General features: G+C 58.5%; 18 protein-coding genes and 1 tRNA gene. 10 read left to right on the top strand and 9 right to left on the bottom strand.

What is annotated here, in order from left to right:
• Positions 1-170 precede the first annotated feature (170 nt).
• The 4 genes from QO005_RS00095 (at position 171) to hflX (ending at position 5646) form a co-directional block, all read left to right on the top strand.
• Positions 171-2435, top strand: coding sequence for a sensor histidine kinase NtrY-like (locus QO005_RS00095; RefSeq protein ID WP_307155943.1), 2265 nt, complete (start codon positions 171-173; stop codon positions 2433-2435).
• The gene (gene ntrX / locus QO005_RS00090; protein ID WP_307155942.1) at positions 2425-3789 is read left to right on the top strand and encodes a nitrogen assimilation response regulator NtrX; all 1365 of its coding nucleotides are present in this window, start codon (positions 2425-2427) and stop codon (positions 3787-3789) included. The genes QO005_RS00095 and ntrX overlap by 11 nt, the downstream gene beginning before the upstream one ends.
• Before the next feature lie 183 nt (positions 3790-3972).
• A complete protein-coding gene (gene hfq / locus QO005_RS00085; RefSeq protein ID WP_307155941.1) occupies positions 3973-4215 on the top strand; it encodes an RNA chaperone Hfq in 243 nt (80 codons plus the stop codon).
• A gap of 21 nt (positions 4216-4236) precedes the next feature.
• On the top strand, positions 4237-5646 hold the full coding sequence (hflX, locus tag QO005_RS00080) for a GTPase HflX (protein WP_307156556.1): 1410 nt from the start codon (positions 4237-4239) through the stop codon (positions 5644-5646).
• 274 nt (positions 5647-5920) lie between these two features.
• Here the strand turns inward: hflX and QO005_RS00075 are convergent, their stop codons facing one another.
• On the bottom strand, positions 5921-6964 hold the full coding sequence (locus QO005_RS00075; RefSeq protein WP_307155940.1) for a zinc-dependent alcohol dehydrogenase family protein: 1044 nt from the start codon (positions 6962-6964) through the stop codon (positions 5921-5923).
• 159 nt (positions 6965-7123) lie between these two features.
• Between QO005_RS00075 and dusA the strand changes: the two genes are divergently transcribed.
• Positions 7124-8149: a tRNA dihydrouridine(20/20a) synthase DusA gene (gene dusA, locus QO005_RS00070; RefSeq protein ID WP_307155939.1), complete on the top strand. Its 1026-nt coding sequence runs from the start codon at positions 7124-7126 to the stop codon at positions 8147-8149.
• A 65-nt stretch (positions 8150-8214) separates the two neighbouring features.
• Here the strand turns inward: dusA and QO005_RS00065 are convergent, their stop codons facing one another.
• On the bottom strand, positions 8215-8427 hold the full coding sequence (locus QO005_RS00065) for a cold-shock protein (RefSeq protein ID WP_027486412.1): 213 nt from the start codon (positions 8425-8427) through the stop codon (positions 8215-8217).
• 244 nt (positions 8428-8671) lie between these two features.
• Here QO005_RS00065 and QO005_RS00060 point away from each other — a divergent pair, with 244 nt between their 5' ends.
• On the top strand, positions 8672-8962 hold the full coding sequence (locus tag QO005_RS00060; RefSeq protein ID WP_307155938.1) for a hypothetical protein: 291 nt from the start codon (positions 8672-8674) through the stop codon (positions 8960-8962).
• Entirely contained in the window at positions 8959-9210 is a 252-nt protein-coding gene (locus QO005_RS00055; protein WP_307155937.1) for a hypothetical protein, read from the top strand. The genes QO005_RS00060 and QO005_RS00055 overlap by 4 nt, the downstream gene beginning before the upstream one ends.
• 72 nt (positions 9211-9282) lie before the next feature.
• On the opposite strand, the gene QO005_RS00050 is transcribed toward QO005_RS00055, so the two are convergent.
• Positions 9283-9358 (bottom strand) — tRNA-Lys (locus tag QO005_RS00050).
• Between the two features lie 198 nt (positions 9359-9556).
• Between QO005_RS00050 and QO005_RS00045 the strand changes: the two genes are divergently transcribed.
• Entirely contained in the window at positions 9557-10306 is a 750-nt protein-coding gene (locus QO005_RS00045) for a cytochrome c biogenesis CcdA family protein (RefSeq protein ID WP_307155936.1), read from the top strand.
• Between the two features lie 43 nt (positions 10307-10349).
• On the opposite strand, the gene QO005_RS00040 is transcribed toward QO005_RS00045, so the two are convergent.
• The 6 genes from QO005_RS00040 to QO005_RS00015 form a co-directional block, all read right to left on the bottom strand.
• Positions 10350-11012, bottom strand: a complete 663-nt coding sequence (locus QO005_RS00040; RefSeq protein WP_307155935.1) for a DUF502 domain-containing protein — start codon at positions 11010-11012, stop codon at positions 10350-10352.
• Between the two features lie 148 nt (positions 11013-11160).
• Complete coding sequence (gene glmS, locus QO005_RS00035; RefSeq protein ID WP_307155934.1) at positions 11161-12987, bottom strand: glutamine--fructose-6-phosphate transaminase (isomerizing); 1827 nt, start codon at positions 12985-12987, stop codon at positions 11161-11163.
• Positions 12988-13292: 305 nt separating this feature from the next.
• Entirely contained in the window at positions 13293-14654 is a 1362-nt protein-coding gene (glmU, locus tag QO005_RS00030; RefSeq protein ID WP_307155933.1) for a bifunctional UDP-N-acetylglucosamine diphosphorylase/glucosamine-1-phosphate N-acetyltransferase GlmU, read from the bottom strand.
• Between the two features lie 233 nt (positions 14655-14887).
• Positions 14888-15814: a DMT family transporter gene (locus QO005_RS00025; RefSeq protein WP_307155932.1), complete on the bottom strand. Its 927-nt coding sequence runs from the start codon at positions 15812-15814 to the stop codon at positions 14888-14890.
• Between the two features lie 317 nt (positions 15815-16131).
• Positions 16132-16803: a DsbA family oxidoreductase gene (locus QO005_RS00020; RefSeq protein WP_307155931.1), complete on the bottom strand. Its 672-nt coding sequence runs from the start codon at positions 16801-16803 to the stop codon at positions 16132-16134.
• 42 nt (positions 16804-16845) lie between these two features.
• Complete coding sequence (locus tag QO005_RS00015) at positions 16846-18642, bottom strand: extracellular solute-binding protein (RefSeq protein WP_307156555.1); 1797 nt, start codon at positions 18640-18642, stop codon at positions 16846-16848.
• A 291-nt stretch (positions 18643-18933) separates the two neighbouring features.
• Here QO005_RS00015 and QO005_RS00010 point away from each other — a divergent pair, with 291 nt between their 5' ends.
• Together QO005_RS00010 and QO005_RS00005 are read left to right on the top strand one after the other, a co-directional pair.
• Positions 18934-19563: an invasion associated locus B family protein gene (locus QO005_RS00010; RefSeq protein ID WP_307155930.1), complete on the top strand. Its 630-nt coding sequence runs from the start codon at positions 18934-18936 to the stop codon at positions 19561-19563.
• A gap of 248 nt (positions 19564-19811) precedes the next feature.
• A partial coding sequence (locus QO005_RS00005; RefSeq protein ID WP_307156554.1) for a helix-turn-helix domain-containing protein occupies positions 19812-19974 on the top strand: 163 nt, incomplete at its 3' end.

Below are 19974 nucleotides of genomic sequence, written 5' to 3'. Positions count from 1 at the left end.
TTCGCCACAATGCGTTGCTCAATAGCAACGCGGGGAGCGATTCCATCAGCTGGAGGAGGATGCACGCATCTGTTGTGCGTACATAGCCTTTGCCGATTGCGTCGCCCGGAACCGAGAGGCAACGCAGCCTGACCGGATGGCGGGGTGTGGCAGCATTGAAAAGATCGCGGATGAGCCGAAGGGCAAAAGATACGGAAGAGGCTTTGGCCCTGCTTCAGGACCGGCGTTCTTCCTTTAACTGGCAGGGACTGGCACTGGCGGGCGGCGCGCTCGCCTGTGCCGTCTTCACGCTGCCGGTACTGCTCGGCCTCACGCCGATTGCTCCGACCTCCAATGTGCTTATCGCCTCTGCGGCTGTGAACTCCCTCTTCGTGGTCGGCCTGATGTTCCTGATCGGGCGCGAGGTCAGCCGTCTGGTCAAGGCAAGACGGCGGGGCAGGGCGGCGGCGCGGCTGCATGTGCGCATTGTCGGGTTGTTCTCCATCGTCGCGATCACGCCGGCCATTCTGGTCGCCATTTTCGCCACGATCACGCTGAATGTCGGGCTGGATCGCTGGTTCTCCATCCGCACCCAGTCGATCATCAGTTCGTCCATGAATGTCGCCCAGGCCTATATGCTGGAAAATGCCAGCTATCTTCAGGGCCAGACGATTTCCATGGCGTCGGACCTTGAGCGGAACCGGGCGCTTTTCTTTCTGGATCGCAGCGGCTTTGTGGATTTGATGACGCGGCAGGCCAAGGGGCGCGGTCTTCTGGGCGCGTTTCTTGTGCGCAGTGACGGGACGGCCATCGTGCAGGCCGATATTCCGACGGACAAGCCGCTTCCGGCCATCCCGCAGGACGCACTGGAAAAGGCTGCTGCCGGTCAGCCGACGCTGATTCCGCCGGGGGTCACCAACCTCGTCGGCGCTATTATCAAGCTCGATTCCATCACCGGGGCTTTCCTTTATACGGTCCGCGCCGTCGATCCCAAGGTCATGCTGGCCATGCGGGAGATGGAGGACAATACGGCGGAATACAAGGCGATGGAGGCGGGCCGCACGACATTGCAGATCGCCTTCGCCGTGCTCTATCTCGGCTTCGCGCTGATCGTGCTTCTCGCCGCCATCTGGACTGCGATTGCCGTGGCGGACCGGATCGTGCGCCCGATCCGGCTGCTGATCGGCGCGGCGGATAATGTTGCCTCCGGTAATATGAACGTCGTGGTGCCGGTGCGCGCCGCCGACGGCGATGTCGGCAGCCTGTCACGGACCTTCAACAAGATGATCTCGCAGATCAGGACCCAGCGCGACGAAATTCTGGAAGCCAAGGACGAGGTGGATGACCGCCGCCGCTTCATCGAAGCCGTGCTTTCGGGCGTGAGTGCGGCGGTGATCGGTGTCGAAAGCGATGGCCGCATCACCATCGTCAACTCCTCCGCCATGATCTTTCTCGCTCAATGCGAGGAGCAGTTGATTGGCCAGCAGCTGGATGCCATCGCCCCGGAAATCAATGCCGTTTTTGCCGAGGCAGCTCTTCGCCACAGGGGCGATTTTCGCAAGCAGGTCAACCTTGTGCGGGGCGGCAAGGAGCGAACGCTTTCCGTGCAGGTGACGCGCGAGGAGGCTCGAAGCGGCACTGATTCCTACGTGATCACGCTGGATGATATTACCGATCTGGTCATTGCACAGCGCTCCACCGCCTGGGCGGATGTGGCGCGGCGTATTGCGCATGAAATCAAGAACCCGCTGACGCCTATCCAGCTTTCGGCAGAGCGCCTGAAGCGTCGCTATGGCCGCCAGATTGCCGATGATGATCGCGCCGTTTTCGACCAGTGCACGGACACCATTGTGCGGCAGGTGGAAGATATCGGCCGCATGGTGGATGAATTCTCCTCCTTTGCCCGAATGCCGAAGCCCACCAAGCAGCCGGGCGATCTGCGCGATATTTTGCGGGATGCCGTGTTCCTGAGGGAAATGGGCAATACCGAATACAGCTTTATCCGCGATGTCGGCGATCAGCCGCTGCAAGGCTCCTTCGATTCCCGCATGCTGTCACAGGCTTTCGGCAATCTCATCAAGAACGCCGTCGAAGCCATCGAGGCCGTGCCCTCCGACCAGCCACGCCTGCCGGGCAAGGTCTGGGTCCGGGCAAGGGTGGATGAGGCGCGTGACGGCTTCATCGTTGACATCATCGATAACGGCAAGGGCCTGCCGGTGGAAAACCGCCACCGGATTCTGGAGCCCTATATGACGATGCGGGAAAAGGGCACCGGCCTTGGCCTCGCCATCGTCAAGAAAATCATTGAGGAGCATGGCGGCCAGTTGGAACTGCACGACGCGCCGGCGGAGTTTGACGGCGGGCGCGGTGCGATGATCCGCGTCGTCCTGCCCAAAACCCCCGCCGCCGTCATCGCTGCCGCGGAAAATGACAGGGAAGCAGCCTATGGCGTCTGATATTCTGGTCGTTGATGACGAAGAGGACATTCGCGAGATCGTCTCCGGCATCTTGAGCGATGAGGGGCATGAAACCCGCACCGCCCATGATGCCGATAGTGCCCTGGCGGCGATTTCCGACCGCGTGCCCCGGCTGATTTTCCTCGACATCTGGATGCAGGGCAGCCGCCTGGACGGGCTGGCGCTGCTGGACGAGATCAAGGTTCGCCATCCCGATCTGCCGGTGGTGATGATTTCCGGTCATGGCAATATCGAAACGGCGGTTTCGGCCATCAAGCGTGGCGCATTTGATTTCATCGAAAAGCCGTTCAAGGCAGACCGGTTGATCCTGATTGCCGAGCGGGCGCTGGAAAATTCCAAGCTCAAGCGTGAGGTGTCCGAACTCAAGCGCCGCACAGGCGATTCCAACGAGTTGATCGGCGCGTCAGTGGCCGTCTCGCAATTGCGCCAGACCATTGAAAAGGTCGCTCCGACCAACAGCCGCATCATGATCGTCGGCCCTTCCGGCTCCGGCAAGGAGCAAGTGGCGCGGATGATCCACAAGCGCTCCAATCGTGCAGGCGGCCCCTTCGTGACGCTGAATGCAGCAGCAATCACCCCGGATCGCATGGAGGTGGCGCTGTTCGGCACCGAAGGCAGCCCGGGTCAGCCCCGGCGGATCGGGGCGCTGGAAGAAGCGCATCGCGGCATTCTCTACCTCGATGAAGTCGGTGAAATGCCGCGCGAGACGCAGAACAAGATCCTGCGCGTGCTGGTCGACCAGCAGTTCGAGCGCGTCGGCGGCTCCAAGCGCGTGAAGGTGGATGTGCGCATCATCTCCTCCAGCGCCTATAATCTGGAAAGCCTGATCGCCGAAGGGCGCTTCCGGGAGGATCTCTTTCACCGTCTAGCGGTGGTGCCCGTGCGCGTTCCGGCGCTTGCCGAGCGGCGCGAGGATATTCCTTTCCTCGTGGATATGTTCGTGCGTCACATTTCCGAGCAGGCGGGTATCCGTCCACGCAAGATCGGAGAGGACGCCATGGCGGTTCTGCAGGCCCACGACTGGCCGGGCAATATCCGCCAGTTGCGCAACAATATCGAACGGCTGTTGATCCTCGCGCAGAGCGACAGTCCAGATCAGCCGATCAGCGCCGATATGCTGCCGAACGATCTGGGGGAAATGCTGCCCAAGGTCTCCGGCAAGAGCGATTACCAGATCATGACGCTGCCGCTCAGGGAAGCGCGCGAAATGTTCGAGCGGGACTATCTGATCGCCCAGATCAACCGTTTCGGCGGCAATATTTCCCGCACGGCGGAGTTCGTGGGCATGGAACGCTCGGCGCTGCACCGCAAGCTGAAATCGCTGGGGGTCTGAGGGGAGCGCGGTTTACCCGCTCCATCGCATTTCGCTTGAATATGCAGGCTTTTCCAGATTGCGGAACACACGCTGATTTGATACCACTTTTGCCCTAGGGGCATTGGGGCAACATGTCCAGAAACAGATAGAAAATTTAACCGGCAACCCCGACCGGCAAACAAAATAGAAAGAATCGGCGCCATGGCGGAACGGTCTCAAAATTTGCAGGACCATTTTCTCAATCAGGTTCGCAAGCAGAAAAACCCGCTCACAATTTTTCTCATCAATGGTGTCAAGCTCACCGGCGTGGTAACGTCTTTCGATAACTTCTGCGTCCTGCTGCGCCGGGATGGTCATTCCCAGCTCGTGTATAAGCATGCGATCTCGACGATCATGCCCAGCCAGCCGTTCCAAATGTACGAAGGCGAAGAAAACGCGTCCTGATTTCGGACGCCTTTCATCAGGATAACGGCTATCTCCACACGCGACACCACATCTGATTCCATCATTCCGGAGCAGGAAAAGCACCGCGACGATATGCGCGCCGTGGTGCTGGTGCCTGTGCTGAAACCCTCCAGAGCAGCAGAGCGCGCGTCACTGGATGCGGTCGCGCCTCCCGCACGCAGCAATGAAAGCCGTCTGGAGGAAGCGGTGGGTTTGGCGCGCGCCATCGATCTTACCATTGCGCAAGGGTTGATCGTTCCGGTGAACCAGCCGCGCCCTGCGACGCTGATCGGAACCGGCAAGATCGAGGAGATCAAGGCGCTGCTGGAAGAGCAGGATGCTGGTCTCGTCATCGTCGATCATCCGCTGACGCCGGTTCAGCAGCGCAATCTGGAGAAGGAATGGGGCGCCAAGGTCATCGACCGCACCGGCCTCATTCTCGAAATCTTCGGCCGCCGCGCCTCCACGAAGGAAGGCACGCTGCAGGTCGATCTTGCCCATCTCAATTACCAGAAGGGCCGGCTGGTCAGAAGCTGGACCCACCTTGAGCGCCAGCGCGGCGGCGCGGGCTTCATGGGCGGTCCCGGTGAAACGCAGATCGAAGCCGACCGCCGCCTTCTTCAGGATCGCATTGTCCGTCTGGAGCGGGAACTGGAGCAGGTGGTGCGCACCCGCCAGCTGCACCGCGCCAAGCGCCGCAAGGTGCCGCATCCGATCGTGGCTCTGGTTGGTTATACCAATGCGGGGAAATCGACATTGTTCAACCGCATCACCGGCGCTGGCGTTCTGGCAGAGGACATGCTGTTTGCCACGCTCGACCCGACCCTGCGCCGCATGAAGCTGCCGCATGGCCGCACGGTCATTCTGTCCGACACCGTCGGCTTTATCTCCGATCTGCCCACCCATCTGGTCGCCGCCTTCCGCGCCACGCTGGAAGAGGTGCTGGAAGCCGATCTCATCCTGCATGTGCGTGACATGTCAGATCCGGACAACGCCGCGCAATCGGCGGACGTGCTGCGTATTCTGGCCGATCTCGGCATTGATGATAAGGAACGAGACGAGCGCATTATCGAGGTCTGGAACAAGATCGACCGTCTCGATGCGGAGACGCACGACGCACTGATCCAGAAGGTTGCCGCGCGCGACAATGTCATTCCGGCTTCAGCCTTGAGCGGCGAAGGCGTGGATCGGCTGATGGAGGTGATTTCCGAGCGGCTTTCGGGCGTGCTGACGGAAACGACCGTGGTCATTCCGGCAGACAAGCATTCCATCGTGTCCTGGGCCTATGAAAATGCGGTCGTCGATGGCCGTGAGGACCATGAGGACGGTTCTGTCAGCCTTGATCTCAGGCTGACCGAGCGTCAGGCCGCCGAACTGGAACGCAAGCTGGGCGTTCAGCCGCAGCGCCCGAAAGAAGATTGGGAGCGTTGAGCTCTAACTCTTTGTTTTCACGCATTTCCGGACGGAAAACCGGATTCCACTTTTTTTGGAAATGCTCCAGATGTGAGCATTTTCAGGAAATTTTGCGTGTGGTTTACCCCCTCTGCCATGCCTTGAGGGGGTAGACTGCACGACATACCGTGCTGTCGTGTATTACAGCGCCGTGCGTTTTATCAAACGCACAAAGGACGCTGTAACACTTTAAATCTGCTGCATAATTTTCACCTTAAATCGATTCCGATTTAAGGAATTATGCAGTAAGGTCTCAGACAAAACGGTCGATGATGCTGATGCCGCTTTCACGGAAGCTATCCATAGCGGGCAGGGCGATGGCTGCATCCGAAAGGCTGATATGGCGGCCAATGAGTTTTTCCGGTGCGAGCGTTCCGGCCTCGATCATTCCCAGCATGGCGTCATAACGCCAGGCCTGCATGCCGTGGCTGCCGTAGATTTCCAGTTCATGGGCAATGACCCGCGCCATCGGGATTTGCGGCGTTGCGTGGTCTGCTAGCATCAGACCAACCTGCACATGCCGTCCACGGCGCCTGAGATTGGAAATGGAATTGCAGCAGGTTTGCGGATGGCCCAGCGCATCCACGGAAACATGGGCACCGCCGCCGGTCGCGTCTCGTACCGCTTGCGCCACATCCTGAACGGAGCGGCTGTTGATGGTGATCTCTGCGCCCAGTTCCTGCGCCAGCGCCAGCTTGTCCTCTGCGATATCAATTGCGATGATCCGCGCGCCCAGCCCCTTGCCGATCATGATGGCCGAAAGCCCTACACCGCCGCAGCCATGCACCGCCAGCCATTCCCCACCTTTCAACCGGCCTTGATCCACCACGGCGCGGAAGGATGTGGCAAAGCGGCAGCCGAGGCTGGCGGCCGTGGCATAGGTCATGCTTTCCGGCAGATGCACCAGATTTTGCTCGGCATGATCAATCGCAACATATTCAGCAAAAGAGCCCCAATGGGTGAAGCCAGGCTGAAACTGCGTTTCGCAGACCTGTTGATTGCCGGAGCGGCATTCATGGCAATGGCCGCAGCCGGACACGAAGGGCACGGTAACGCGATCCCCCACCTTGAAACGGCGCACATCACGCCCCACGGCAGCAATAACACCTGCAAATTCATGACCCGGCACATGGGGCAGGGCAATGTCGGTATCGTGACCCATCCAGCCATGCCAATCGCTGCGGCAAAGACCCGTCGCCTTCACTTCAATGACCACGCCGCCAGCGGTCGGTTCCGGATCGGGAAGGGTGGCAACTTTGGGCGTTTCCCCGAAATGTTCGAAATAAAGGGCGCGCATGAAAAACTCCGTTTCTTGAGCTAGCATCAGTAAAATGTTCGGGCGCTTTTGAAAAGCCGCCCCTGTGCTGACCCGACCAGGCTTTTGTTATAAAGGCATCAAAGGTATAGAGTGGCGCACAAGGCTCGGACATACGTCAACAAGACGGAGAAGAAGCGATTGCAAGACGCTGAAAGAAAACGAGAAAAATGCTATTTCAAAGCACCCGTCTTCGCCGTGGCGCCGATGATCGACTGGACAGACACGTTCTGTCGCCGGTTTCACCGGTTGCTCAGTCGCCATGCGCTGCTGTTTACCGAAATGGTGGTGGCAGATGCGATCATCCACGGCAAGCGCGACAAGCTTTTGGACTTTGACACCAGCGAACATCCCGTCGCCCTGCAATTGGGTGGCTCCGATCCGGCAAAGCTTTCCGAAGCTGTGCGGATTGCCAATGACTGGGGCTATGACGAAATCAACCTCAATGTGGGCTGCCCGTCGGATCGTGTTCAGGCAGGCACGTTCGGCGCTTGCCTGATGCGAGAGCCGGAAACGGTTGCTGCCTGCGTGAAAGCCATGAAGCAAGCGTCTTCGGTGCCAGTCACAGTCAAATGCCGGATTGGGGTTGACGATCAGGAGCCGGAGAGCGTGCTGCCGGATTTTGTGGATCGGATGGTGGATGCCGGCGCGGATGCGCTGTGGATCCATGCCCGCAAGGCCTGGCTGCAGGGGCTGAGCCCCAAGGAAAATCGGGAAATACCACCGCTCGATTATCCGCTGGTTTACCGGATGAAAGAACGGCATCCGCAGTTTTTCATTGGAATCAATGGGGGCATTACCAGCCTGGAAGAAGCAAGCCGTCATCTGGAGATCATGGACGGGGTGATGCTGGGCAGAGCCGCCTACAACAACGCTACGCTGCTCACCGGTGTTGACCATGCCATCTATGGCGAGCCGCTTGCCGCGCCGGATTGGGATGGTGTGCGCGATGCCATGATGGAGCATGCCGCTCGCCATATCGCCGAAGGTGGCAGGCTGGTGCATCTCACCCGCCACATGGTGGGGCTGTTCCAGGGTTTTGCAGGTGCACGGCGCTTTCGCCAGATTCTCTCCGCCGACGCAACGCGTCCGGGAGCAGGGCCGGAGATTGTCGCTGCTGCCTTTGCAGCGGTTGATGTGGCGGCAGGGCCGGTTCGGGCGGCCTGAAGAAGCTATCCATAAACAGAAACAGCGCCTCTAGGGCGCTGTTTCCGGAAATCACTGCGCCAAAATCAAGCGGCGCGGATGTTCACTGCCTTCGGGCCCTTGCCCATGCGATCCGGCTCGGTGTCGAAGGTCACCTGCTGGCCGTCCTTGAGGGTCTGCAGGCCGGCAGCCTGAAGAGCGGAAATGTGAACGAAAACGTCCTTCGCGCCGCCTTCCGGGGTGATGAAGCCGAAGCCCTTGTCCTGATTGAAGAATTTTACGGTGCCTTTGGTGGCCATGGGATAAGTCCTTCCCTTGAGTTTGTAGAATGCTGCCTGTCGGCAGCAAAGAGCGTGGATCGCCTGCGACAGGCGGATCGGAAGTCCGATAACGGGGAAAGAACATCTACAGCCGGTGGTACAGCCACCACGACCCTGCCAAACGGCTCGGTCAGTACGATCAGTCCAGTCTCCGGGATCATAATGCCCGAACACATGCTTGCTTACAGGAAGCACAGATTTCCGGCAAGCGAAAACCATAAGCATGATGGACTTGCGCTTTATCAAGTTTGTTTTCACGCGGTCTGCGGCGTCACAAGATGTTGAAGCGGGTGTGAACGATCAAAAAAAAGCCAAAAAATCAATGGGCACCGATGAAACCTGTCTTGAAGATGAACGTTTTCATCAGCCGAAGTTCATCAAGCGGGATCTAGAACGGTCTTATCGGCGGTGCTCAGGTGCAGATGAAAACACCCGGCCACCGGCCCGGTTTTCCGGACACCTGACCCACCTTCGGTGGATCGCTCGTAACCTGAAAAATCAGGAGGAAACATGAAAAAGTTTATCGTCGCCTGCCTCATCGGCCTTGGAAGTTTCGCAGCTACGGCAGCACCGAGTGCCGCCCAGGGTGCATCCGTGACGGTTATCCAGGATGGCGGCTATCGCCACGGCCCAGATTGGCGCCGCGACCATCACGACCGCCGCGACTGGCGCCGCCATCATCGTCCGCGCTGCTTTACCAAGGTGGTCCGTACCCGTCACCACGGCGAGGTGATCATCCGCAAGACGCGCGTTTGCCGCTGATATGCGGCCATCATTTACAATTTTACATCCTCGCTTCACAGCGGGGATGTTTTGTTTTTGTGTGGGAAAAAGTGGTGAGCGCGCAGGGATTCGAACCCTGGACCTACTGATTAAAAGTCAGTTGCTCTACCGGCTGAGCTACGCGCTCCCGAGGGTGTTGAACCACCCCGTTGGAAGTGCGCGGAACATATGCAGGGGGCCGCGCCCGGTCAACCCAAAAATGTCGGTAAAATCAAAATTTCACAGCCTTTCCCCTGCGACGAAAAGGTGATTGGTTTGCAGGGGGCAGGTTGGCTATAGGCCGTGTTATAACGCCTTTGCCGAGCTGCTGTGGAGTGCTGCCAACGTGTCGATTGCTGAAATCCCGTTTCTGACGGCTCTTTTCGCGGGTGCCTTGTCGTTTCTGTCGCCCTGCGTGCTGCCTCTGGTGCCGCCCTACCTTTGCTACATGGCGGGAATCAGCGTGGAGCAGTTTCGCGGAGCGGGGCAAAGCCCTGTGGACCGGCGCGCCCGGGGGGCTGTGGTGCTCTCGGCTCTCTGCTTCACGCTCGGCTTTGCCACGGTTTTCGTGGCGCTCGGGGCAGGGGCATCCAGTATCGGCATGATGTTGCGCCAGCATCTGGATGTGCTGGCAAAGATCGGCGGCCTAATCATCATCGTCATGGGCCTGAATTTCCTTGGCGTGTTCCGCATTGGCTTTCTCGCCCGGGATGTCCGGTTTTCAGGCGGGGGAAAGCCGGCAACGGCCAGTGGTGCCTATGTCATGGGCCTTGCCTTTGCCTTTGGCTGGACGCCGTGCATCGGTCCGGTTCTGGGGGCTATTCTGGCAGTGGCGGCGGCAAGAGATACCGTGGGGCAGGGCGCTTTGCTGCTGTCGGTCTATTCGCTCGGTCTTGCCGTTCCGTTCTGGATCGCAGCCGGATTTTCCGGCGCTTTCATGCGGTTTTTAGCCTCTTTCCGCCGTCATCTCGGGTGGGTGGAAAAGGCGATGGGGCTCTTGCTTATTGCCACAGGGCTTGCCTTCATCCTCGGCTATGTGTCCGATCTTGCTATCTGGTTTCAGCAGAGTTTTCCGATTCTGTCGCGGATCGGTTAAGCCCACGTCTTCTACCAATGGTCATTTCACGACCCTTGATTTCTTACTGAGGTTTTTTGCCCGGCTTCCATTCAGGCATCACCAGACCGCCCGAAATCAGGAGTTTCGCACCTTCTTCCGGTGTCATATCCAGAACTTTCAGCTTGCTGCGCGGCACGAACATCAGGAAACCGGCGGTTGGCACGGGGGTCGGCGGCATGAAGACGGCGACCATTTCCTCGCCATCCTCATTGAGCCGGGCGGCGATTTCGCCGCTGACATCGGTGGCGATGAAGACCAGAACCCAGGTTCCGGGATGCGGAAATTCGATCAGTCCGACCTTCTTGAAGGAGTTCGATTGTTCTTTCAGCACCGATTCGAAGATCTGCTTGACGCTTTTATAAATGGAGCGCACCAGCGGCATGCGATGGACGATACGCTCGCCGAAATCCACGATGGAGCGGCCGATCAGGTTCGTCCCAAGAAAACCGATCAGGGTAATCGTCACTACGGCGACCAGCAGGCCCACGCCCGGAACGTAGTATTTTAAATAGTTTTCAGGATTGTAACGGGCGGGAATATAGGGCGTTACCCAGCTATCCGCCCAGTTTATAAAAGTCCAGGTAAGCCAGAGCGTGATGGTGATCGGCGCGCAGATGACCAGCCCCGTGAGAAAATTATTCCTGAGCCGGGTGGCAAAGGATGGCTTTGGCACGGGCGGGGTCATGTCACTCCGTTTTCATCGTGGCCGATTCCCGGATGTTGCAAACAGTGGGACTCGGCAAATCATACTCTTGCCTTGAAACTATTGCGGTCGAAAGCCGGTCAATACAAGCGCCCACCCGTTCACGAAACCGAAAGCGGGCGGGCTTGCCTCATTCCACCGTGACCGATTTTGCGAGATTGCGCGGCTGGTCCACATCCGTCCCCATGAAGACGGCAGTGTGATAGGCCAGAAGCTGGATGGGCAGCGAAAACACCATCGGCGACAGGATTTCATCGACATTGGGCAGAATGATCGTTGCCATCGTCTCCAGCTTCGATGCGGCTGCGCCATTCTCATCGGTGATGAAGATGATGCGGCCGCCGCGGGCGGCGACCTCCTGCATGTTGGAAACGGTTTTCTCAAAGAAGCGGTCATGCGGTGCGATGACGATGACCGGCATGTTTTCATCGATCAGCGCAATCGGCCCATGCTTCAACTCACCCGCCGCATAGCCTTCCGCGTGGATATAGGAGATTTCCTTGAGTTTCAGCGCCCCCTCCAGCGCCAGCGGGAAGCTGGTGCCACGCCCGAGATAGAGCACATCCTTGAACTTCGAAAGCTCGCGGGAAAGGTTCTCGATCTGCGGCTGGATGAGGTTGGCGACCGCGCTCATGATACGCGGCAGCTCAGCCAGATGCCGCACCATGGTCTTTTCCTGGGCGGCATCGATATGGCCACGCGCCTTGCCGGCCTCGATTGCCAGCGATGCCAGCACGGCCAGTTGACAGGTGAAGGCCTTGGTGGAGGCGACGCCGATTTCCGGACCCGCCAGAATAGGGAACATCGCATCCGCTTCCCGCGCAATGGTCGATTCGCGCACATTGACGATGGCGCCGATCTTCAGCCCCGCTTCCTTGCAGTAGCGCAGCGAGGCGAGGGTGTCCGCCGTCTCGCCCGATTGCGAAATGAAGAAGGCAGCCTGATCGGTGGAAAGCGGCATTTCCCGGTAGCGGAATTCCGATGCCACATCGATTTCCACGGGAAGGCGGGCATAGCGTTCAAACCAGTATTTGCCGATCAAGCCCGCCAGATAGGCTGTGCCGCATGCGGAGATCGCAAGACCGCGCAGCTTGGCAAAATCGATGTCGTGACCGGTCTGCTTGATTGTATGCGCGCCAAGATCGACGTAATGCGACAGCGCGTGGGATATCACCTCGGGCTGTTCATAGATTTCCTTTTCCATGAAGTGCCGGTGATTGCCCTTGTCCACAAGGAAGGCGCTGGCCTGGGAGATCTGGCTGGCCCGCTTCACCGGCCTGCCCGTGTAATCCATGATCTCGGCGCTGCGGTGGTTGATGATCGCGCAGTCGCCATCCACCAGATAGGTGATCTTGTTGGTAAAGGGCGAAAGCGCAATGGCGTCCGACCCCAGGAACATTTCCCCGCGGCCATGGCCGATGGCCAGCGGAGGCCCGAAGCGGCCTGCATAGAGATGGTCTGCGTCATCGGCAAACATCACCACCAGCGCATAGGCGCCGCGTACCCTGTTCAGCATGGCCAGCATTGCGGCCTTATGGTCCATGCCCTCACGGCGGAAGCCTGCGAGGAGATGGGCCACCACTTCTGTATCCGTTTGCGTGGTGAACACGGCGCCTTCTGCCGTCAGTTCATCCCGCAGCTCCGAAAAATTCTCGATAATGCCGTTGTGAACGACCGCAACGCCTTCAACGAAATGCGGATGCGCATTGGTTTCATTCGGCACGCCATGGGTCGCCCAGCGGGTATGGGCAATGCCCAGCGTGCCGGGCAGGGGCTGTTCGGAGAGAATTTTTTCAAGGTTGAACAGCTTGCCTTCGGCGCGGCGGCGGTCCATCAGGCCGTTTTCCAGCGTTGCCACGCCGGCAGAATCATATCCACGATATTCCAGCCGCTTCAGCGCATCGACAAGACGCCCTGCCACCGGCTGAGTGCCGACAATGCCGACGATTCCACACATGCCATTCTCCTTTAGAGCATTTCCGGGAACCGTTTCGTTGCGGTCTTCCAACCGGAAATGCATAAAAATAACAGGCTAAAGCACGTTGCGGCTTATCAGCCTCATGCAACGTGCTTTACGTTCTTGTGTTAACGCATGTCGTTATCGCAAAACCGCTGCGCACTTTTGCGCGACATGCTTTAGGCCACATGAGGACGTGGCCCGGCGCCCACATTCGGGCGAGGGTAGTCGTACTTGTTCCGCCGTATTTCGCAACGGCGAAGCAGGTCAATTTCGATTTCGTGACGTTACGAAAAAGAGCGTGATCATTTCCCGCTTTTTTTCATCGCCTTAATGGCAAGATTACGCTCGCGGATCGCCTTGGCGCGCTCAGGCTTGACCTCCTGCCGTGCACGGCCGAAAGCCAGCGCATCGGCTGGAACATCCTCGGTGATCACGCTGCCGGAGGCAATCAGCGCCCCATCGCCAATCGTCACCGGAGCCACCAGGGCGCTGTTGGAGCCGATGAAGGCGTGCGCGCCAATATGGGTTTCGTGCTTGTTCACCCCGTCATAATTGCAGGTGATGGTGCCCGCACCAATATTGGTTTCCGCGCCCACGATGGCATCGCCGATATAGGTCAGGTGATTGACTTTGGCGCCTGCGCCAATGTCGGCCTTTTTCACCTCGCAGAAATTGCCGACCTTTGCGCCTTCGCCGAGATTGGCGCCCGGCCGCAGCCGCGCGAAGGGGCCAACCGTTGCGCCGCCTGCCACATGCGCACCTTCCAGATGCGAAAAAGCGTGAATGATGGCACCGCTTTCCACGGTCACACCGGGGCCGAACACTACATTCGGCTCGATCAGCACGTCCTGCCCGATCACCGTATCATGGCTCAGAAACACGGTTTCCGGTGCGATCATACTCACACCGGAGAGCATGATGTCGTGACGGCGGCGCTGCTGCCAGACTTTTTCGATAGCGGCCAGTTCGGCGCGGGTATTGCAGCCAGCAAGCTCCGCTTCCGGTGCCTCGACCGCCACAGCGCGTCCGCCGAGCGAGCGGGCAATTTCCACCAGATCGGTCAGGTAATATTCGCCCTTGGCATTGGCATTGCCGATGCGTGAGAGAAGATCGAGTGCTTTCCTGCCATCGATGGCCATCAGCCCGCTATTGCACCAGGTCACGCGGCGCTCTTCCTCGCTCGCATCCTTTTCTTCGCGGATTGCAATAAGCTCGCCATTTTCCACCAGCAGACGCCCGTAACCGGTGGGTGTACCGGTATGAAAACCGATGACGGCAAGGTCATTTCCATTAGCGAGCGCCGCGCGCGCTGCCAGCAGCGGACCCTCGGTAATCAGTGGCACATCGCCGTAAGCCACCAGAATATCGTCATAGCCCCGTGCGATGGCCTCGCGGGCTGTCAGCACGGCATGGCCCGTGCCAAGCCGTTCGGTTTGCAGGAAGGATGATATGGCAAGTCCCGGCAGGCTAGCCGCCGCCGTCACGGCATCGGCGTCGCGTCCCACCACCAGTGCAGCATCGGCAATGCCGCTTGCCTTGATCGCCCGCATCACATGGGCAATCATCGGCAAGCCCGCGACCGGGTGCAAAACCTTGGACATGGATGATTTCATCCGCGTGCTGTCGCCAGCGGCCAAAATCACGGCAAGGCAGGAGCGTGTCATCAGGGCAATCTCCGTAAAAACAGATTGGGCGGAGTGAGAGCATTTCCAGGAAAAGTGTAGTCGCGGTTTTCCGTCCGGAAATGCGTCAAAACAAAAGCTTAGAGCAGGTCAGGAAAAGAACGCGTTCCGATGATCTAATTTTTTGTTTTCGCATCGGATTTTCCGAAAACCGGTTTCCACTTTTCGGTCCGATGCTCTATCACGCCGCAGACGTGATCTGCAAGGCAGGGCAATTAATCCTCGCCTTCTTTGGGCAGCGTCGACGCGGCTGTGGGCGCTAGCGAGGGCGGGAGGGCAACGCCACGCTTCTTTTCCCGCAGGACCGTAATCAAACCGGAGCCGATGATCAGTACAATCCCGAACATCATGGGCAGATCGACGCCATCGCCGAAGATCAGATAGCCGAACAGAATGGCCCACAGCATTTGGCTATACTGGATGGGTCCCAGCAAGGCGGCGGGCGCGTGCCGCGTTGCCAGCATCATCAAGACGGTGGCGAGAGCGGCAAACAAGCCATAGCCCGCAAGAAAAGCCCAATCGATGCCTTCGGGCCAGCGAAATTCCGGCATCATGGCAATGCCACAGAGACAAAGAGTGCCCAGCACCCCCGCACCGTAAAGGGAAATGCCTTTTTCGCGCGGACCGATGGCCCGGTAACAGACAATGGATATGCCTCCACCCAGCCCGCCAATGACAGCCCCGAAATGCCCGATGGACAATTCGCGGAAGCCGGGTCTCAACACAACCAGCACGCCAAGAAAGCCAATGATGACCGCACTCCAGCGACGGACTCCCACCTGTTCCTTCAGAAACACCACGGACATGATGGTGACGAAGGACGGCAGCAGGAAGATCAGGCAAAAGGCCTCCGCCATGGACAGATGCGTAAAGGCCGTGACGGCGCCCGCCGTGCTGGCGCCCGACGATACGAATCGCAGCAGCCACAGCGGTCGGTGCGTGGTGCGGACGATATCCAGCAGCCGGTCGCCCGATTTCATCAGGAAGGGCAGGGCAGCCAGCCCGAAAACCCCGCCAAAGAAAGCTGATTCGTAAGGCGTTACCCGTCCCTCCACCAGTTTCACGCTGGCATCGGAAAAGGCATAGGCAGCAAAGGAGGCAAAGGCGAGAAACACGCCGCGAAGAGTGGTGTCGGGGGTCACGAAAACAGTCCTGGGGAAGGGGGCTTGACGTTCAGGAGCCTCCCTCTCATAGAGCATTTCCAGCAAAAGTGGAAGCCGGTTTTCCGTTTGGAAATGCGTAAAAACAAAGAGTTAGAGCGTTTCGGTGTTCCGGGAAACAATGAAACGCCCAGGGTGTGTGGGGATTCAGTTTTGGGTGAGGCGAAAACGGTGATTTTCGAGAACCGGAGCTTAAGTAGTACTTACGGTACATGAGCCTAGGTAAGCGCAGGAAATTGCCGTTTGCAGCCCGCCCAAAGCTGAATACCCACACACCCTAATACGGCGCTACGTGGGCGTCAGTTCAGCTTGCGCTGTTCCTCGGCCTTTTCGGCCGCGATTTCACGGAAAGCGTTGGCCAGCACCTGCGCCGGCTGGGCACCACTGACGGCATATTTCTGATCAATGATGAAGAAAGGCACGCCGTTGACGCCCATCTGCTGCGCGGCATCGATTTCCGAAAGGATAAGATCGCGATCCGCGTCGCTTTTCAGCAACTGCTCGATCACCTTGCGATCCAGACCGGCGGCGGCGGCAATATCCAGCAATACGGCAGGATCGCCTACGTTCAGCCCCTGTTCGAAATTCGCCTTGAACAGGCTGGAGACCACCATTTCCTGTGCCTCGCGGCTTTCCGTTCCGGCCCAGTGGATCAGCCGGTGCGCGTCCATGGTGTTCGGCCCGACGCGGATGGCGTCGAAATCGAAGGCAATGCCGACTTCCTTGCCAAGCTCGGTCAGTTGAGCGTGGGCGCGGTCCATATTTTCCTTGCCGCCCAGTTTTTTGGCGAGTTCCGCCTGCTGGTCCACGCCCTCCGGCGGATAGTCCGGGTTGAGCCTGTAGGGCCGCCAGTTGATGTCGACGCTCACCTCGTCCTGCACCTCGGCAATAGCGAGCTCCAGCCGGGCCTTGCCCAGATAGCACCACGGGCAGACGACGTCGGAGACGAGATCGATGACCAGTCTTTGCATGAAATTCTCCAACCCGTCCAATCCGGACGGGCATTGCTGTTGTCATTGTACGCGGGCATCCCACCAGACGGGAAATTGATAGCCCAGCAGCGGCGTCTTTTCCGGGCGGGCAATATGCTTCCACCGCGCAACCCAGATCTCCGGATTATAATAGAGCGGCACGACGTAATGCCCTGCCACCAGCAACCGGTCCAGCGCGCGCACGGCAGCCTGGAAATCTTCCTGGCTGCGGGCATTGACCATGCTGGTCAGAACGCGGTCGATATCGGGGCTGGCAACGCCTGCATAGTTGAAACTCCCTGCCTGATCACGGGATGCCGAGCCCCAGCGATTGAACTGCTCAAGCCCCGGCGAAAGCGTCGAGGTGTAGGACTTGACGATCATGTCGTAATCGAAGCTGTTCGAACGGGCCTGATATTGCGCATCATCCACGGTGCGGATGGTCATGTTGATACCGATCAGCCGTAGCGTGCGCTGATAGGCGACCGCCATTTTTTCCTGACCTTCATTCTGGGTCATGACCTCGAAGGAGAGGGGACGTCCCTGGGCATCGACCATGCGGCCGTCATTGATGGAATAACCGGCCTGACTGAGCAAGGCGACCGCCTGGCGCAGCACATTGCGATCAGCCCCCGATCCATCGGAAATCGGCAGCGTATACGTGCCCGCCAGAATTTCCGGGGCAATCTTCTCCCGCGCCTGCCCCAGCAGGTTCAGTTCCCGGTCATCGGCGGCATAGCCATAGGCGCCCAGCGCGGAATTCTGCCAGAAGCTCTGGCTGCGCTTGAAGGCATTCCCGTAGAGGTTCTTGTTCACCCATTCAAAATCGAAGGCCAGCGTCAGCGCCTCGCGCACCTTGGCATCGGCAAAGATCGGGCGGCGCGTGTTGAAGACGAAACCCAGCATGCCGGTGGGCTTTTCCGAGGTAAAGGTTTCGCGCACCACATCGCCATTATTGGCGGCCGGAAAATTATAGGCGCGCAGCCAGTGACTGGCGTCACCTTCGGGATAGACATCCACATCGCCTTTCTTGAAGGCCTCGAACAAGGAGGATTCCTGCAGGAAATAGCTGATGCTGATTTCGTCATAATTGTCGAAACCGCGTTTCGATGGCAGATCCTTGCCCCAATAGCCATCGTCGCGCTGATAAGTGATGCGCTCGCCGGGCCTGATTTCCTTGATCCTGTAGGGACCGGAGCCGATGGGCACCGTCAGCGACGACTGCTCGAACGTATCCGGATTGATCGCGTGCTTCGGCAGGATCGGTGTTGCAAACGCGATCAGCAGCGGCGTTTCGCGATCGGCCTTGTCGTTGAAGGTGAAGCGCACGCTGCGCTCGCCGACCTTTTCCATCTTTGCCACCGTATTCAGCCGCGAACTGAACGGCGGTCGGCCCTTTTGCTGCAGAATCTGGAAGGTAAAGATCACATCGTCAGCGGTGACCGGTTGGCCATCATGCCAGTGTGCCTTGGGATTGAGATTGAACTGGATATAGCTGCGCGCATCATCCATTTCGACGCTTTCGGCCAGCAGACCGTACAGACTGTAAGGTTCGCCCGCAGAGCGCGTCATCAGGCTTTCATAGAAAAGATTGCCGAAATCCGGATCCCAGATACCACGGGCCGTGGTGCGCATGCCTTTGAGCACGAATGGATTGAGCGCATCGAAGGTGCCGACGACACCATAAGCGATTCGCCCGCCCTTCTTGACCTGCGGGTTGACGTAGGGAAAGTTCTGATAGGTGGCGGGCAGGGCAGGCTGGCCGTACATGGCAACGCCATGCTGAGCTTCGGCTCCCGCTGGCGCGGCAGCCAGAAGTGCATAAAGCGGCAGAACCATAAGACAGAAGAGAAGGCGCTGCACACCTGTTCCTTTTCGAAGGCAATTTTCAAATTCGCGGCAAATTATCATGACCTGCCGGAAATCCAACAAGAATTGGTGTAAAATGAGCCCGAGATGGCCGAAGGCTAAAGAAGCACTGGATATTCCCGGATACACGCTGTAACAGGTGTGGCAATCGCGCCGGGCCATCTATTTGCCTCATTCGACCCACAGGGGATGAGGCGATTTAAGTGAATCGGCCCGGACGAACCCCGGTTCACAGGCGAATTTCAGGAGACGGATCTCGTTATGATGTTCAACACCACCAAAGCCGCGCGCGCTGCTCTTTCTGCTCTTATGCTGTCCACCAGCTTTGCCGGCGTATCCTTTGCCCAGCAGGCTGGCGCTGACCTGCCGCCGCAGGGCTGGTTCAAGACCTGCGCCAAGCAGGAAGACAACGATATCTGCACGGTGCAGAACATCCAGGTTGCCCAGAACCGCCAGATGATCATTGCCGTTGCGATGATCTCCATCGATGGCAAGGGCGGCAACCGCAAGATCATGCAGGTTTCGGTTCCGTCCGCTCGCATGATTGCGCCGGGCGTCGTCATGCAGATCGATGGCGGCAAGGGTCAGAAGCTGGACTACGCCGTTTGCTTCCCGGACCGCTGCACGGCCGAAATTCCGCTGACCGACGCCATGATCGCCAGCCTGAAGAAGGGTCATGAGGTTGTCTTCACCTCCATGAACTTCCGCCGCGCTCCGAACCCGATCAAGATTTCGCTGGACGGCTTCACCGGCTCCTATGACGGCCCGGCCATCACCCAGTCGCAGGCTCAGGAACGCCAGCGCCTGCTGGAAGAAGCCATGCAGAAGAAGAATGAGGAAGCCCAGAAGGCTCTCGAAGACGCTCAGAAGGCTGCAAAGCAGAGCCAGTAAGCTCCGCTGTCTTGCTGGACTTCAAACCCGTCGGTCATGCCGACGGGTTTTTTTTACGCAAACATGCCTCACGGTGGTCGATGTTGTCATATGATAAGGCGGATAGGCAGGACACAGAGGCTTCCGTAATTTGATCTATTAGTTCCATAATCCATCTTATCTGATTTTGATGTATGGCCGGGTGGGTTCAAGGATGAAGTGCGACTTGCGAATGATACCAATGGGTTGTCACTCGCAAGGAGAATGCAATGGTACGCACCTACTCCCACATTGACCTCGATGAACGTCGCAAGATTGCTCGCTGGAGAACGGCTGACCTCAGTGTCGAGGTGATCGCCGAGAAACTTGGTCGACATCGCTCTACGATCTTTCGAGAGCTCAAGCGCAACATGTTCGTCGACAAGGTCGTCC

It is taken from the genome of Allorhizobium paknamense (assembly GCF_030815125.1).
GTDB lineage: Bacteria > Pseudomonadota > Alphaproteobacteria > Rhizobiales > Rhizobiaceae > Allorhizobium > Allorhizobium paknamense.
This window is presented reverse-complemented; position numbering and strand designations above follow the sequence as displayed.